Here is a 15,790-nt window from a genome sequence, read left to right as displayed (position 1 = left end):
CACCCCGTCAAGGGTGCGCCTACGGTTCCCGGCCCATACCGCACGCGCACTTTCCCCCCTCGGTGCCGCCACCCCGACGGTGTCGCCGCCTCAAGCCCTGGAGTGCCCGGATGCGCCGGAACGCCTCGTTACGTACCGCCTCGCCCCTCTCCCTGATCCTGCTGGGCCTCGGCACCTTCCTGCTCGTCCTGGCCCCGATGCTGTCGTGGTACGTGGAGCCGCGCGCCGCCGTGAACCCCGTCGACATCGACACCACCGCCGTCTACACCGGCACCGGCAGCGTCTTCGACCTCGAGAAGATCAAGACCGTGCCGAAGCAGCGGATCACCGTCACCCAGCGGGTGCGCGGCGACGTCGCCGACAGCGAGCGCAGCGGGAAGGCGGTGTGGGACGTGACGACGACGGTCGACACGGACCGTTCGCTGCCCGCCGCCGACCCGCACGACGCGCTGGAGTTCACCCCGCACCGCTGGGTCACCGACCGGCGCACCAACGCGCCCGTGCACTGCTGCCACGAGAAGCCCTACATCGAGGGCGAGGCGTACCTGAAGTTCCCCTTCGACGTGCGCAAACGGGCCTACCGCTGGTGGGACAACACGCTCGGCGCGGCGATCACCCTGGACTACCGCGGCACCCGGAAGATCCGCGGCTACGAGGGGTACCGCTTCACCGGCACCGTGCCCGCCACCAGGACCGGGACCCGGCTCGTGCCGGGCACGCTGGTGGGGCAGCCGAAGCGGAGCCAGGTGCTCGCCGAGGAGTGGTACGCCAACCACCTGGTCGAGCTGGTCGTCGACCGGCGCACCGGCCGGGTGATCTACGCGCGGACCGGCCCGCGCCGGACGCTGCGGGCGCCCGGCTCCACGAAGGACGCGACGGTGCTGCTCGACAGCCGCAAGATCGCGTTCACCCCGGCCACCCAGAAGGACCAGGTGGCACAGGCGAGGACGGAGAGCGGTCAGCTGCGCCTGGTGGGCGAGACGCTGCCGCTGGTCGCCGCGGTCCTGGGCTTCGTCCTCGCGATGGCGGGTTCCGTTTTGGTGGCGCGCGGCCGGCGGCGTCCCGGTACGTCCGAGTCGTCCGGAACGTAACTCACGAACTGATGTGCTGTCAGCTCCACAAAGCCCGGAAATTGTCACGTCGGTGAGTAGCAGCATCGAACCACTGGGCGAAAACTGTCCACCCCACCCGAGCACAGCACGCCCACACTCCGATGCGTTCCACAACCCACACCGTCCGTCCCCCCGCGTCCATCCCCCCACGCGAAGTTCCGCACCCTGAGACGAGTTGGAGCACCCATGCCCCAGCACGTGCCTTCCTCACTGCGCGAGGCGTTCCCGCGCTCCGCGCAGTACCCCCCGGCGCTCCCCCCACGTCCGCGCCGGATCGTCTTCCTCGCCCACCGTGATCTCGGCCATCCGGCCGCCGGCGGCTCCGAGCTGCTGGTCGACCGGCTCGCCTCGGGACTGACCCGGCTCGGTCACCAGGTGACCCTGCTGTGCGGCGGTCCCGCGTCGCCGCCGCGCGAGTACCGGGTCGTCTCCGCGGGCGGCGACCTCGGCCATTTCCTGCGGGCCCGGTCCGCCTTCCGGCGCCGGGTCGGCGACGCCTGCGATCTGCTGGTCGAGGTGTGCAACGGGATGCCGTACCTGGCGCCGTACTGGCACCGGGGGCCCACCCTCTGTCTGGTGAACCACGTCCACACCGATCTGTGGCGGATGCGGTTCGGCGGGGCGCTGGCTCCCGCCGCGCGGGTCGGCCGAAGACTCGAACAATGGGCGCTCACCGGCGCCCAGCACCGCGGCCTGCTGGTCGCCGTCTCGCCGTCCACGGCACACGCGCTGCACGGCATCGGCGTCGAGCGGGACCGTATCCGGATGGTGCACAACGGGGTCGAGGAGCCGGGGCCGCGGGCGCCGCGCTCGCCGGAGCCGCTGTTCCTGGCGGTGGGACGGCTCGTCGAGTACAAGCGGATCGATCTGCTGCTGCGGCTGTGGGAGCGGGTGCGGCCGGTCACCGGCGGCCGGCTGGTGATCGTCGGCGACGGTCCGCAGCGCGCCCGCCTCGGACGGTTGGCGGGAGCGGACGTGGAGTTCGCCGGTCATGTCGACGAGGCGGAGAAGCACCGGCTGCTGTGCGCCGCCTGGCTGCTGCTGCATCCCTCGGCGGTCGAGGGCTGGGGCCTGGTGGTCATGGAGGCGGCGGCCCGGGGGACCCCGGCGATCGCCTTCGACGTACCCGGTCTGCGGGACTCCGTGGCCGACGGCAGGACCGGGATACTGGCCCACGGCGAGTCCTCGTTCGCGGCGGCCTGGTGCACGCTGGCGCTCAGCGGGCGGCGCCGCGCGCTGCTGGGCGGGGCCGCCCGCGAACGGGCCGCCCGGTACCGCTGGGCGCACACGGTCCGCCGGTTCGAGGCGGTGGCCGCGGAGGCGGCGCGGAGCTGGACACCGTGAGGGCACGGCCGGAGGCGGGAGCACACGGGGCGAGTACCGGCGGCGGTGCAAGGGCCGGTACGAGTACGGGTGCCGGCACCGGCTTCAAAGATCCCTCCCTGCGCCGCTCCCTCGCGCTCCTTCGGGCCTTCCGGCACGAGCAGGCCGACCCCGGGCGCTGCTACTCGCTCCTCGCCCGCGACGCCGCCGACCAGGTCGAGGCGGCGTACGGGCCCGTACGGGGGCGGACGGTCGTCGACGTCGGCGGCGGGGGCGGGTACTTCACGGCGGAGTTCCGGCGGCGCGGGGCGCACGCCTTCCTCTTCGAGCCGGACGTGCGGGAGTTCGGGGACCGGCCGCCGGACGGCGCCGTCGTCGCGGACGGCTATCTGCTGCCGCTGGCGGACGGGGTGGCGGACGTCTGTTTCTCGTCCAACGTCCTGGAGCACGTGGCCGATCCGCAGACGTTCCTGAGCGAGTTGGTGCGGGTGACCCGGCCCGGCGGGCTGATCTACGTGTCGTTCACCAACTGGCTGTCCCCGTGGGGCGGTCACGAGTGGGCGCCCTGGCACTACCTCGGTGCCCGGCGGGCGCGGGCCCGCTACCGGCGCCGTACCGGGAAGGACGCCAAGCACACCCTCGGCGAGAACCTGTTCGCCGTGCACATCGGACCCACCCTGCGGCAGGTGCGCGCCCGCGACGACGTCCGCGTGGTCTCGGCGCGCTCCCGCTACTGGCCGTTCCTCGCGTCGGCCGTCGCGAAGGCGCCGGGGCTGCGCGAGTTCGCCACCTGGAACCTCCTCCTCATCCTCCGGCGGTGTCCCCCATGACGAGCACGGTCCAGGCCCCACCCCCGGCAGCCGTCCGCCCCGTCGCGACCGCCGCGGGCCCCCCGGAGGGTCCGCGGTCGCGGTGGTGGCTGCTGGGGTTCTGGGCCGTGGTGTTCGTGCTGCTCCTGGCCGTGCACCCGGGCCGTACGACGTTCGACACGAAGCTCGGGGTCGTGCTCGACCCGTGGCAGTTCCTGTCCGATCTCGGTCAGTTGTGGCACGACCGGGGCGGCTTCGGCGGTCTTCAGGACCAGTACGCCGGATATCTGTGGCCGATGCTGCCGTTCTACGGGCTGTGCGAACTGGTGCACCTGCCGGTGTGGCTCGCCGAGCGGCTGTGGCTGTCGCTGATCGTCTCGGTCGCGTTCTGGGGCGCGCTGCGGCTCGCCGAGCGGCTGCGCTTCGGTTCGTCCGCGTCCCGGCTGCTCGCCGCGGTGGCGTACGCGCTGTGGCCGGTCTTCACCACCGTCGTCGGCTCGACCTCGGCCGCGGCCCTGCCGGGCGCCTTCCTGCCGTGGGTGCTGCTGCCGCTGACGAACGAGCGGTGCGCCGCCCGTGTCGCCGCCCTGCGCTCGGCGCTGCTCGTGCCCTTCATGGGCGGGGTGAACGCGGCGGCGACCCTGGCGTCCCTGCTGCCCGTCGGCCTGTACCTGCTGTCCCGGCCGCGCGGGCCCCGGCAGCGCAAGCTGATCGCCTGGTGGGTGCCGGGGGTGGTCCTGGCTACGGCCTGGTGGGTGATCCCGCTGCTCGTCCTCGGCGTCTACGGCGAGAACTTCCTGCCGTACGTGGAGACGGCGCAGGTCACGACGGAGACCATGTCGGCGGCCGAGTCGCTGCGCGGCGCCGGGAACTGGGTGGCGTACCTGCACTTCGGCGAGCCGTGGCTGACGGCCGGCTGGACCGTCGCCGCCTCCGTGGTCGTGATCGTCTGCTCGGCGCTCGCGGCCGGGCTCGGCCTCGCCGGACTCGCCCGGCGGGACCTGCCGGAGCGCCGGTGGCTGGTGCTGACCGTGATGTCGGTGGCGCTGATCACGCTGGCGGGGTACGGCGGCAGGGCCGGGGCGCCGTTCCACGGGCTGGTGCAGGACTGGCTGGACGGCCCGCTCGTCCCGTTCCGCAACATCTACAAGTTCCAGACCGGGCTCGCGCTCGCCCTGGTGCTGGGGCTCGCGCACCTGGTGGGCGTCGCCACCTCGCCGCGCGGGGCCCGCCGGGTGCGCGGGCGCCGCTTCGCCCCGCTGATCGCGGCGGTCCTGGTCCTGCCGGGGCTCGCCTGGCCTTACCTCAACGGGTCGATCCTCAACCCCGGTTCGTTCCGCGAGCTGCCCCGGTACTGGCAGACCACGGCCGACTGGCTGGCGAAGCAGTCGCCGGACTCCCGCGCCCTCGTCGTCCCGGCCACCGCGCACGGCCTCTACGCCTGGGGCTCCCCCATCGACCACCCCCTCGACGTGCTCGCCGAGTCCCGCTGGGCGCAGCGCGACTTCGTGCCCTTCGGCACCCCCGGCAACCGGCGCGCCATGGACGCGGTGGAGGAAGCCCTGCTGACGGGGTCCGAAGTGCCCGGTCTCGCCGACTACTTGAGCCGGGCCGGGCTGTACTACGTCGTCGTCCGCAACGACCTCGACCCCGACGAGCTGGGTTACGTGCCCACCGCGACCGTCAAACGGACCCTGGAGCAGTCGGGATACGTGCGGGAGACCGGGTTCGGTCCGGTGATGACCGGCGGGCGGATCGCCGAGGACACCCCGTTGCAGGTGGAGGGGTTGTATCCGCGGCAGCGGGCGGTGGAGGTCTACCGGCCCGCGGACGCCGCCGTGCCGCGCCCCGGGCAGGCGGCGCTGCGGGCGGTCGGCGACACCGCCGTGGTCTCCGGCGGCCCGGAGTCGCTGCTGCCGCTGTCCGCCGACCCGGCGATGCGGAACCGGGCCACCGTGCTCGCGGGCGACAGCCATCCCGGGCTCGGCACCCCCGAGGTGCAGGTCACGGGCGACGGGCTGCGCCGCGCCGACACCCGGTTCGGGCTGGTCAACTCCAACACCTCGTACACGTACACGCGCGACCAGCGCAACGATCCCGGCAGTGTGCAGAACCCGGGCGAGGAGCCGCACCAGATCCTGCCGGGGGGCACGGCCGGGGGCACCGGCCGTCAGACCGTGGCCGAGCTGCGCGGCGCCCGTTCGGTGACCGCCTCCTCGACCGGCAACTGGCTCTTCCACCTGCCGCAGGCCGACCCGGTGAACGCCTTCGACGGTAATCCGGACACCGCGTGGGCGGAGGGCTCGGCCGGGTCGGCGAACGGGCAGTGGCTGCGCATCGCCTTCACCGGCTCCGTGGACATGCCCTCGTCGGTCGAGGTGACCCCGCTGCCGCAGGAGGGGGTGCGGTCGGCGGCCACCCGGGTGCGGGTGGAGACGGAGCAGGGGGCCGTCACCAGTTATCTACAGCCGGACGGCTCCACCCAGCGGATCAGGGCGCGCGCCGGGGCGACGGAGTGGCTGAAGATCACGATCGTCGGCTCCACCGCCCGCAAGGCGGGGCTCACCGGCGCCGGGTTCGCCGAGGTCGGCATCCCGGGCGTGCAGGTCACCCGGCTGCTGCGGCTGCCCACGGACGCCACGGTCGCCGACCAGGTGGACGCCGCCGCCGGGATCGTCTCGCTGCACCGCGCCGCCGACCCCACCGGGCTCTCCCCCACGGGCACGGAGGCGGGCCTGCACCGCCGCTTCTCCACCGAGCAGGCGGAGACGTACGAGGTGAAATCGACGGCGGTCCCGGTCCCCGGCGCGGCGCTCGACCAGCTCCTCTACGACGTCGCGCCCGAGCAGCAGAAGCGGATCACCGCCACGGCCGACTCCACGGCCCGGCTCGGCAGCGGGCTGTCGGCGCGGAATCTGACCGACGGCGACCTCACGACGGCGTGGCTCGCGGGCAGCCGTCCGGTCATCCATCTGAGCTGGCCGGGCAAGAAGAAGATCAGCTCCATCGTCCTCGCCCCGGCGGGCGGACTCTCCACCCGGGCCACGAAGGTCAGCATCGGCTCACCGGACGGCGCCGCGATCACCGGCGTCGACGAGAACGGCTGGGCCCGCTTCGACCCCATCACCACCGACCGGCTCGACATCACCGTCACCGGGACCGCGCCGCTGACCGTCCACAACCCGGTCGCGGGCGACAACCTCCAGCTTCCGGTCGGACTGGCGGAGGCGTACGTCCCCGCGCTCGCCGAGTACCGCACCCCGCAGCCGTCGGGCACCCGCGCCTTCTCGCTGCCGTGCGGCAAGGGGCCGGTGCTCGCGATCGACGGTGACCTGTACGAGACGGCGGCCAAGGGCACCGTGCGGGACCTGGTGGAGCGCCGGGGCGTCGAGGTGACGCTGTGCCAGCAGGGCGGCCGGGACAGGACGCTGCGGCTCGACGCCGGTGAGCACCGGGTCGAGGCCGGGGACGCCGGGCCGCTGGCCGTCACCGACGTGACGCTGACCCGGGGCACCCTCACGGAGGCGGCGCCCGCCGGGCGGAACCTGCGCGTGCGCGACTGGCTCGGCGACCGCCGCGAGGTGACCGCGAGCGCGGGCGCCGCCGCGTATCTGACCACGTACGAGAACTACAACGACGGCTGGCGGGCCACCCTGGGCGGCCGGAAGCTGTCGCCGGTACGGCTCGACGGCTGGCAGCAGGGCTGGCTGGTCCCGGCCGGCGCGGGCGGCACGATCAAGCTGTCGTACGAGCCGGCGGACACGTACGAGGCCGGGCTGATCGGCGGCGCGGTCGCGGTGGCGGCGCTCGCCGGGCTCGTCCTGTGGCGGCGGCGCACGCCGAACCCCGACGCCCCGCAGCCGGTGCCGCCGAACCCCGGGCTGTGGCTCGGCACGGTGGTGCTCACGCTGGTGGGCATCGTGATCGCGGGCTGGTTCGCGGCCCTCGTCCCGCTCCTCGCGCTGCTCGCGTGGAAGCGGCACGCCCTGCTGGTGCCGCTGGCGCTCCTCGCGCTCGCGGGGGCGGGAGCCGCCGCAGCGGTCGGCGCCGGGTCGGCGCCCGCGGAGGGTACGGGCGCGTTCGGGCCCGTGGCCCAGGTCCTGGCCCTGGCCGGCCTCTTCGCCGGCTTGGTGAGCGTGCGCGAACGCACCGCGCCGGACGCCCCGGGCACGACCCTCCAGTGGCAGCCGCCCCCACCCTCCGAGGCCCCGACGCAACCCCTCCCACGCCGCCGCCGGGGCGAGACCCGGGGCCCGGGAGCACGACGCCCGCTGGGGCCGCGGCCACCCGTCGAGAGGGGGCCGGGCGAGGGAGCCCGGCGGGGCGGCGAAGGGGCGCGGACGCCTGGCGAGCAGTCACGCACGCCCGGCGAGGGCTTACCGCGGGAGCGCGGGCGCGGGGTCGGGGACGCATCCGGGGCGGGGCACGGACGGGGCCCCGGTCCCGGGACCGGGCCCGGGACCGGCCACCCGCCGGGCAGGACGTCCGGGCCGACGACCACCGGGACGGCGGAGCCCGGCTACGAAGACGCACCCGGGGCGGGGCACGGGCGAGACTTCGGACCGGGCCCCGGCCCCGGTGCCGGACCCGGGGTCGCTGTCGGGCCGACCGTCTCCGCCCGTGGGCCCGGTGCCCCGCCGCCGGAGGCGCCGCCGTCGCGGAAGCCGCGGTTCCGGGCGGGGTCCGGTGCGGAGGGTGGCCGTGGTGGCTCCGGGGAGCGGGCCGGCTCGCGGGAGGACGACGACTCCGGGAAGGACGGGAGCGCATGACCGCGGTGGAGCGTCCGGCACGGGACGGGGCCGAAGGGCCCGGGAGGGCCGGCGGGCTCGGGGGGTCCGGCGGGCTCGGGGGGTCCGGCGGGACCGGGGGGTCCGGCGGGACCGGGGGATCCGGCGGGACCGGGGGGTCCAGCCGGCTCGGGGGGCCCAGCGCGCTCGGGAGGCCCAGCGGGGCCGGGGGGCCCAGCGGGACCGGGGGGCCCAGCGGGACCGGGGGGCCCAGCGGGACCGGCGGGACCGGGACGCCCAGCGGGACCGGGACGCCCGGCGGGGCCGGCGGGGCCGGGGGATCCGGCGGGGCCGGGGGATCCGGCGGGGCCGGCGGGGCCGGCGGGACCGGCGGGGCTGGCGGGACCGGGACGCCCGGCGGGACCGGGAAGTCCGGTGGGACCGGGAAGTCCGGCGGGGACGCGTGGTCTCCGGTTCGGGTGCCGTTTCCCGTGGTCGACGAGGTCGCCCGGCACTGTCATCAGGACGAGGAGCCGGAGACCGTGCACATCGAGGTGCATCTGCCCGGACGGCTCGACCGGGCCCGGCTCACCCGGGCGTTCACCGACGCGCTGCACCGCCACCCGCGCATCCTCATGCGCGAGGCCGCGGGCCCCTGGTACCGGCGCCGCTACGAGTGGGAGCTGACCGCGGACCCGGACCCGGACGTACCGGTGGTGACGTTCCCGCCGCCGCACCGCGACGCCCTCCGGGAGGCCAGGACCAGGGCACTGTCCCAGGCCCCGCCCCTGTCCTCGGCCCCGCCGATCCGGCTCGAGGTGGTCGAGGGAAGCAAGGAAGACGAGGGCACCGTCCTCTTCCTCACCATCAACCACACCGCCCTCGACGGCCCCGCCTGTCTGCGCATCCTGGCCACGGCGGCCGAGCTGTACGGCGGCCGGGACAACGCCCCCGCCGCGCCACCGGTCCGCGCACCCGACAGCGCCCCGCCCGCGCGCGGAGACACCCCCTCCACCTGGGCCCCGCCCGCCCGCGTGGCCCCCGGCACCCCCGAGCCGTCCCCCGGCAACGCAATGCTCGTCACCGAGCTGTCCGTCCCGCGCCGCCCCAAGGGCGCGCCCTGGACCGTGAACGACCAGCTGATGGCCGCGACCGCGCTGACGATCGCCCACTGGAACCGGGAACACGGCGCCCGCCCCCGCCCGCTGCGCATCACCATGCCGGTCGACGACCGCCCCCGGGGCACGGACATGCCGATCGGCAACGGCACCCGGCTGGTCGAGGTCCCCTTCGCCCCGGAAGAGCTGGAAGGGACGGAAGACCCTGCCCGGATGGCGGCGCTGCTGCGCCGCACGGCCGACCGCACCCGGGCGCTCAAGTCGCTGCCCCGGCCCCAACTGGGGCGCGGTGCAGCCCTGTTGACCGCACCGGTCGTCCCGGTGGCGTGGCGCGCCGCCGTCACCCGCGGGCTGCGCCGGGCCGCCGTGCCGTGGACGTCGACCACCCTGCTCAGCAACATCGGCCGGGTCCCGTACCCGCTGGACTTCGGCGAGGGCGCCGGACGCGCGCACGCCGTCTGGTTCTCCGCCCCGGCCCGGATGCCGCGCGGCCTGACCGTGACCACCGCCGCCACCGCGGGCCGGCTGCACCTCACCCTGCGCTGGTCGCGCACCCTGCTCGGCCCCGGCGACGGCGCCCACCTCCGTGACCTCTTCGAGCACTACACGCACACGACGCAGGAGCCCTCATGACCACGACCGCGCCGGCCCGGCGGACAGAGCTGCGGGACTTCTACGAGGATCCCGCCGTCCCCGTGGCCTCCGGCGCCGCGCGCACCCTGCGGCAGGCCCGGATGCTGGCCGCCGCGCTCGGCCCGGCCACGGCGGGCCCGCGCACCGTCCTCGACCTCGGCTGCGGCGACGGCACCGCCGCGGCCACCGCCGCCCCGCTGCTCGCGGGCCACCGGATCGTCGGCGTCGACTGGTCGCAGGACGCCCTGCGCCGCGCGCACGCCCGGCTGCCGTACGCCGTACGCGGTGAACTCGGCGACGGCGGGCTGCCGTTCGCCACCGGGTCGGCGGACGCGGTGCTGTTCAGCGAGGTGCTCGAGCACCTGGTGGACCCGGACGCCGCGCTGGACGAGATCCGCCGGGTGCTGCGGCCCGGCGGGCACCTGATGCTCTCCACGCCGAACCTGGCCGCCTGGTACAACCGCGTCCTGCTCGCGGCCGGGGTCCAGCCCGTCTTCTCGGAGGTGAGCCTGCGCGCGGTCCACGGCAGGCCGGGCCGCGAGGTGGTCGGCCACCTGCGGCTGTACACGGCCCGCGCGCTGCGGCAGTTCGTGACCGCCGCGGGCTTCGAGACCGTACGGCTGCGGGGTGCTCCGTTCCACGGGGTGCCGCGTGCGCTGCGGCCCCTGGACCGGCTGGCCTGCGCGGTCCCCCCGGCCGCCTCGATCCTGCTGCTGCACGCGCGCAGGACGTAGCCGTGTGGTGGGGGGTGGCCGCGGCGCTGCTGGCGAACGTGCTGTACAGCACCGGTTTCGTGCTGGAGAAACGGGCGCTGTCGGCGCTGCCCGAGGTGAACATCCGCCGCCCCGCCCGGCTGCTGCGCCTGGTCGTCGGCAGCCCGCTGTGGCTCGGCGGCTCGCTGGCGCTGGCCGCCGGTTTCGGCGCGCAGCTCGCCGTCTACCGGACGCTGCCGATCGCCGCCGCCCAGGGCCTGTTCGTCTCCGGGCTCGTGCTGCTCGTGCTGCTGTCGGCCCGGCTGCTCGGCGAGGAGACCACGGGCCGGGAGCGGTACGCGCTCGCGGCGGTCCTCGCCGCGCTGCTGATGGTGGTGCTGTCGCTGCGCGAGGACTCCGACACCGTCGGCAGGGGCGCGCCGGCCCCGCTGATCCTGCTGGTCTGCCTGCCGTCGCTAACCGCGGGCGTCTGGCTGTACGGCTCCGCGGAGCGCCGCGCCCGCCACCGGCACCGGCTGCCGACCACCGGCGTCGAGTACGGCGTGGCGGTGGGGCTGCTGTACGGGGTGAGCTCGCTGGCCATCAAGGGGGTGTCGAGCTTCCTGACGTCCGACGGCCCCGGCGCCGCGCTCCTCGGGCTGCTGCGCTCGCCGTACCCGTACCTGCTGCTGTTCACCGGCGCCTTCGGTCTGGTGATGTCGCAGGCGGCGCTGCAACGCTGCCGCGCCTCCCTCATCGTGCCGGTCTGCACGACCGTGACCTGTCTGTTCACGGCGGTGCTCGGCACGCTCGCGTTCGGCGAGGCGCTGCCGCACGAACCGGTCCGGCTGGCGCTGCGCCTGGCGGGCACGGTCCTCGCCGTCGGCGTACTGCTGACCATGCCCAAGCACGACACGGGCCCGCAGCACGACGCCGCTCCGCCGCACGACACGGGCCCGCAGCACGACGCCGCTCCGCCGCACGAAACGAGCCCGCGGTACGACACGGCCCCGCAGCATGACGCCGCCTCACAGCACGACACCGCCTCGCAGCACGACACAGCCCCACAGCACGACAACGCCTCACAGCACGACACCGCCCCGCCCCGACCGCCGAGGAGCTGACCCCCATGAACCCCGACGACCCGCTGCTGAAGATCCTCGCCTGCCCGCTGGACAAGGGCCCGCTGCTGCTGCTCCGCCCCGACGACGCGCTGTACAACCCGCGGCTGCGCCGCCGCTACCCGATCGTCGACGGCATCCCGCAACTGCTGCCGTCCTCCGGGGAGCAGGTGTCGCAGGACGAGCACGAGGACTGCCTCCGGCGGACGGAACAGGCACCGCCGCGGGTGCCCCCGGCTCCCCGGACAGCCCCGTGACGACGACACTGGCCGCCCGGGTCGCCCCGCTGCTGCCCGTCCGGCTGGTCGCCGCGACGGCCCGGCTGGTCTACCCGCGCTTCGAACCGGAACTGGCCCGGCTCGCCGACCTGTGCCCGCCCGGCTGCGGCACGGCGGTGGACGTCGGCGGCTGGTACGGGCCCTGGACACACCGGCTGGCCGCGCGGGCCCGGCAGGTGGTGGCCCTCGAACCGGTGCCCCGGCTCGCCCGGCTGCTGTCCTCGGGCGCGCCCCGCAACGTCCGGGTGGTCGGCGCCGCCGCCGCGGACCACCACGGCACCGCCCGGCTCTGGCTGCCCGCCGGGGACGCGGGCGACCGCGGGGTGTCGTCGCTGGTCCGCCGGGACATCCACGCCCGCTCGGTGGAGGTGCCGTGCGTCACCCTGGACGGCCTGGGCCTGCGCGACGTCGGCTTCGTCAAGATCGACACGGACGGCGGCGAACTGGCCGTGCTGCGCGGCGCGGAGACCCTGCTGCGCCGCGACAGCCCGGCCCTCTTCGTGGAGCTGGAGTCCCGCATCCAGCCCATCGCCCCGGTCGTCGGCCACCTCGCCGCCCGCGGCTACGCGGGCTGGGTGCTGCCCGGCGACACCTGGCTGCCGCTGGACATCTTCCCGCTGGCCGAACACCAGGCCCGTACCTGCCACGTCGCCGCGCACGGACTGCTGCGCCGGGTGCTCCCGCCGCGCGGGCCCCGGTACGTCAACTCGGTGCTGTTCCTGCCGGACGGCCGCCGTCCGGACGGGCCGGGGATGCGCGACGATGGACGGCATGCCCGCCGACCGTCCCGCCGCCCCGTTCACCCCGCTCGACTTCCAGCTGGTCCTGCTGCGCCGCATGGCCGACCACAACGCCGACCTGGTCGATGACGCCCGCCACCGCCTCGGCGTGTCCGTCGCCGACCTGCGGGAGGCGAACCGCCGCTGGCAGGCGATGGTGCGCGGCCCCCGGTCGCGGGCGGCCCTGAGCCGCTACCGCTCGGTGCTCGGCGCCCCGGAGTCGGTGGCCCGCCGCCGGATCGGCGACCTGGACTGCGAGGCCCTGCGCTGGCCCGTACCGCTCTGGCCCGAGCTGCGCTTCGAGGTGCTGGCGGGGCCGGACCGGGCGGTGTGGAACGAGTGGCTGGTACGGGCGCCGGACGCGCCGGCGCCCGATCTGCGCACCGTCGAGGACCTGCGCCCGTGGTCGTGCACGGTCGACGAGGCGGCCCGCGCCTTCGCCCCCGCCCGCCCCCTCGAAGGCACCGCGCCCACCCGCTGGGGCCTGGCCTTCACCGCCCCGGACGGAACGGGCACGCCGCACGCCTGCACGGCGGAGTTCACCTGGGGCCTGCTCCAGCGGGTGACCGTCGGCTAGCCGTGCCCCGGCGGACCGCGCGTCGGCGGACCGCACCCCAGCGGACCGCACGCCGGCGGTCCGGCGCCGTCGGACGCGGCCCCCGACGATCCCGGGCCCGACGATCCCGGTCTCGGCTGCCAACGCGGCCTCGGAGACCGCCGGTTCGGCGGCCAGGGGTGGCTCGTGGGAGACACCACGGCGAGCGGGCGCCGCCGTACTTCGGCGGACGCCTCCCGCACGCCGGCGGCAAGGACGCCGTACCGGAGCGGGGGCGGCCTGCGACGCGCCCGAGGTGCCCGTGTGCCGCGCGTACGGCCGCACCGTCGCGGTCGTGCCCTGCTCGTGCGGACGCCGTGTCCAGCCCGGCGGACCCGTACCGGACGGCGTACCGGCCGCCCGCCCCGCGGTCGGCCCGATCACGTACTCGTGGTCGCCGGGGAGGGCGCCGGGACCGACGGGTTCACCCGGGGCGAAGTACCCGGCGGGGGCTACTGCGACGCCCGCACCGTCTCGCCGGCCGGCCCGACCAGTCCCGCCGGCCCGACGGGCTTGCCCGTACCGCGGCCCGTACCGGCCCCCCTCACCCACGACCGGAACTCGCCCGCCAGCCGTACGCCGAAGTCCTCGGCCTGGGCCTCCTCCGCCGCGTGGGAGCCGTCACGGGCGGCCACGGTGAGCGCGATCCGGGTGCCGACGCCGGTAGCGGTGCCGGTACCGGGGCCGCCCGACAGCGCGGGGAGGGCCGCCGCGCCGGTCACGTGGTGGTCGCGGTGCCCCTGCCGCATGTGCCACAGCTCGTGACCGAGTATCACCAGCTGCTGCACCGCCTCGGCGCGCTCCTCGACGATGACGAGGTCGAAATCCTCGAACTCCAGCCAGAGTCCGGTCACCTCGAGCTCGTCGGGGAACCGCTCGAAGCGCAGGTCCACGGGGCGGCCGCCGCGCCGCCGGCTCATCTCCGCGCACAGCGCGCGAGCCAGGTCGCGCACGTCCACCGGGGCGTCGAGCCGGTCGCGCAGGGCGCGGGCCAGACCGGCCGTCAGCCGGCGCATCTCGCCCGCGGCCCGGCGTCGCAGCAGCAGCGCGACGAGGCCCGCCGTCACGCGCGCCCGGCCGGCCGGGCCCCGTCTTCCGCCGACGGGGTTCACCGTCGGTTCTCCGTGCCGCCCGGCCCCCGCAGGGCCCGCAGCGGGCTACGCGCGTCGAACCGCGCGCGTGTCGAAGCAGAAGGCAGGGACTCAGTCACCCATGTACTCCCGGCAGTTGACCCGTCAAGTAGCCACACCCAGGGCCCCGAGACTACGGGTCCGCCGGAGCGTGCGCCATGCTTACCGGGCTATCGCCCGCCGGGCGGGACGGAACGGGACACCCAGGAGCCGACGGGCGGCACACCCGTCGCCGGAGGGGCGCCCCCCGGGGCGGATCCGGGTGGCGCGATCGCCCTCCCGGACGACGCGACCCGGCCGCCGGCGAGGCACGATCGCCTCATGGCGATCTCAGGAACGGACGCGTACGACCGGACCGAGGAACCGTTTCCCCCGCTCGTCCGGCGGGCGGTCGCCGCCGCGCGGCGCGCCGGCTTCCAGCACTCCTGCCGCCCCGAGCAGGGCCGGCTGCTGCACCTGCTGGCCAGGGGCGCGCAGCGCCGGATCGGCGAGACGGGCACCGGGTGCGGCGTGGGGCTCGCGTGGCTGGCGTCGGGGGCGCCGGAGGGGGTGCCGCTGGTCAGTGTCGAGCGGAACCGGGAGCGGGCCGGCATCGCCGCGGAGGTCTTCGCCGGTCACCCGGCGGTCCGCGTGGTGCACGGCGACTGGCAGCGCATCGGCGACCACGGCCCGTACGACCTGCTGGTGCTCGACGGGGGCGGGCACGGCAAGGAGCACGACGCGCGTACGGCCGGGCTGTTCCCGCTGCTCTCCCCCGGCGGCACGGTGGTGATCGACGACTTCACCCCGGCCACCTCCTGGCCGCCGCTGCACCACGGCGTGCCCGACCGGGCCCGGCTGCACTGGCTCGGCCATCCGCTGCTGTACTCGACCGAGGTCCGCCTCGCCCCGGACCTGAGCACGGTGGTCGGCACCCGCAGACCCCCGGCCGCCGACCGGCTGCACGCGCTGGAGCGCGGCCAGATCTGCCGGGGCGTCATCACGCACACCCCCCGGTTCGGCGTGTTCGTCGACCTCGACGGCATCGAGGGGTTCATCCGGGTCCCCGAACTGACCTGGCGGCACGTGAACTCGGTCGACGAGGTGGTGCGGGTCGGGCAGGAGATCACCGCGCAGGTACTGGACATCGACGTGGAACGGCAGCAGGTGCAGTTGTCGCTGCGGGCCCTGGAACCGGACCCGCTGGCCGGGCTCGCCCGGGACGGGCTCGGCCGGGTGCTGCGCGGAGCCGTCACGCACCTCGCGCCCTTCGGTACGTTCGTGCAGGTCGCCGAGGGGTTGCAGGGGCTGCTCCCCAACGACGCGTTCACGCACCTGCCGGCCGCGCCGCGGATCGGTGACGAGCTGACCGTGGAGATCGTCGGCATCAATCTGGTGCTCAGGAGGATTTCCCTGGCGCTGGTGTAGGAAGAACGGTCAGAGCCTGTGTCTAAACCCCGGCCGGGCGCGCGACGCCTGGCCGGGGTTTAGACA

At 75.7% G+C, this 15,790-nt stretch carries 11 protein-coding genes and 1 pseudogene; 11 read left to right on the top strand and 1 reads right to left on the bottom strand.

Annotation, left to right across the window (positions count from 1 at the left end; translation table 11 throughout):
* The first annotated feature begins 110 nt into the window (after nucleotides 1-110).
* The 10 genes and pseudogenes from ACFV6E_RS21655 (at nucleotide 111) to ACFV6E_RS21610 (ending at nucleotide 13,169) form a co-directional block, all read left to right on the top strand.
* Nucleotides 111-1,091: a DUF3068 domain-containing protein gene (locus ACFV6E_RS21655; RefSeq protein WP_385463708.1), complete on the top strand. Its 981-nt coding sequence runs from the start codon at nucleotides 111-113 to the stop codon at nucleotides 1,089-1,091.
* 207 nt (nucleotides 1,092-1,298) lie between these two features.
* Entirely contained in the window at nucleotides 1,299-2,456 is a 1,158-nt protein-coding gene (locus tag ACFV6E_RS21650) for a glycosyltransferase family 4 protein (RefSeq protein WP_385160819.1), read from the top strand.
* On the top strand, nucleotides 2,453-3,265 hold the full coding sequence (locus tag ACFV6E_RS21645) for a class I SAM-dependent methyltransferase (protein ID WP_385160821.1): 813 nt from the start codon (nucleotides 2,453-2,455) through the stop codon (nucleotides 3,263-3,265). The genes ACFV6E_RS21650 and ACFV6E_RS21645 overlap by 4 nt, the downstream gene beginning before the upstream one ends.
* Nucleotides 3,262-8,013, top strand: coding sequence for an alpha-(1->3)-arabinofuranosyltransferase family protein (locus tag ACFV6E_RS21640; protein ID WP_385463705.1), 4,752 nt, complete (start codon nucleotides 3,262-3,264; stop codon nucleotides 8,011-8,013). Before ACFV6E_RS21645 ends, ACFV6E_RS21640 begins: the two co-directional genes overlap by 4 nt.
* 449 nt (nucleotides 8,014-8,462) lie before the next feature.
* The gene (locus ACFV6E_RS21635; protein ID WP_385463702.1) at nucleotides 8,463-9,722 is read left to right on the top strand and encodes a condensation protein; all 1,260 of its coding nucleotides are present in this window, start codon (nucleotides 8,463-8,465) and stop codon (nucleotides 9,720-9,722) included.
* Nucleotides 9,719-10,456, top strand: a complete 738-nt coding sequence (locus tag ACFV6E_RS21630; RefSeq protein ID WP_385463699.1) for a class I SAM-dependent methyltransferase — start codon at nucleotides 9,719-9,721, stop codon at nucleotides 10,454-10,456. Before ACFV6E_RS21635 ends, ACFV6E_RS21630 begins: the two co-directional genes overlap by 4 nt.
* Nucleotides 10,457-10,470: 14 nt before the next feature.
* Nucleotides 10,471-11,373, top strand: a pseudogene (locus ACFV6E_RS21625) (hypothetical protein); the annotation flags it as partial.
* 170 nt (nucleotides 11,374-11,543) lie between these two features.
* Nucleotides 11,544-11,792, top strand: coding sequence for a Trm112 family protein (locus ACFV6E_RS21620; RefSeq protein WP_385160829.1), 249 nt, complete (start codon nucleotides 11,544-11,546; stop codon nucleotides 11,790-11,792).
* A complete protein-coding gene (locus tag ACFV6E_RS21615) occupies nucleotides 11,789-12,682 on the top strand; it encodes an FkbM family methyltransferase (RefSeq protein ID WP_385463696.1) in 894 nt (297 codons plus the stop codon). The genes ACFV6E_RS21620 and ACFV6E_RS21615 overlap by 4 nt, the downstream gene beginning before the upstream one ends.
* On the top strand, nucleotides 12,576-13,169 hold the full coding sequence (locus ACFV6E_RS21610; RefSeq protein ID WP_385160833.1) for a hypothetical protein: 594 nt from the start codon (nucleotides 12,576-12,578) through the stop codon (nucleotides 13,167-13,169). Before ACFV6E_RS21615 ends, ACFV6E_RS21610 begins: the two co-directional genes overlap by 107 nt.
* Before the next feature lie 470 nt (nucleotides 13,170-13,639).
* Here ACFV6E_RS21610 and ACFV6E_RS21605 read toward each other — a convergent pair whose 3' ends face one another.
* Nucleotides 13,640-14,299: a toxin-antitoxin system, toxin component gene (locus ACFV6E_RS21605; RefSeq protein WP_385463694.1), complete on the bottom strand. Its 660-nt coding sequence runs from the start codon at nucleotides 14,297-14,299 to the stop codon at nucleotides 13,640-13,642.
* Nucleotides 14,300-14,638: 339 nt separating this feature from the next.
* Here ACFV6E_RS21605 and ACFV6E_RS21600 point away from each other — a divergent pair, with 339 nt between their 5' ends.
* Complete coding sequence (locus tag ACFV6E_RS21600) at nucleotides 14,639-15,724, top strand: S1 RNA-binding domain-containing protein (RefSeq protein ID WP_385160853.1); 1,086 nt, start codon at nucleotides 14,639-14,641, stop codon at nucleotides 15,722-15,724.
* Nucleotides 15,725-15,790: the final 66 nt, after the last annotated feature.

The sequence above is a fragment of the Streptomyces sp. NPDC059785 genome (assembly GCF_042732375.1).
Taxonomy (GTDB): domain Bacteria; phylum Actinomycetota; class Actinomycetes; order Streptomycetales; family Streptomycetaceae; genus Streptomyces.
Note: the sequence above shows the minus strand (reverse complement) of the source record. Positions and strands in the feature narration are given on the sequence as shown.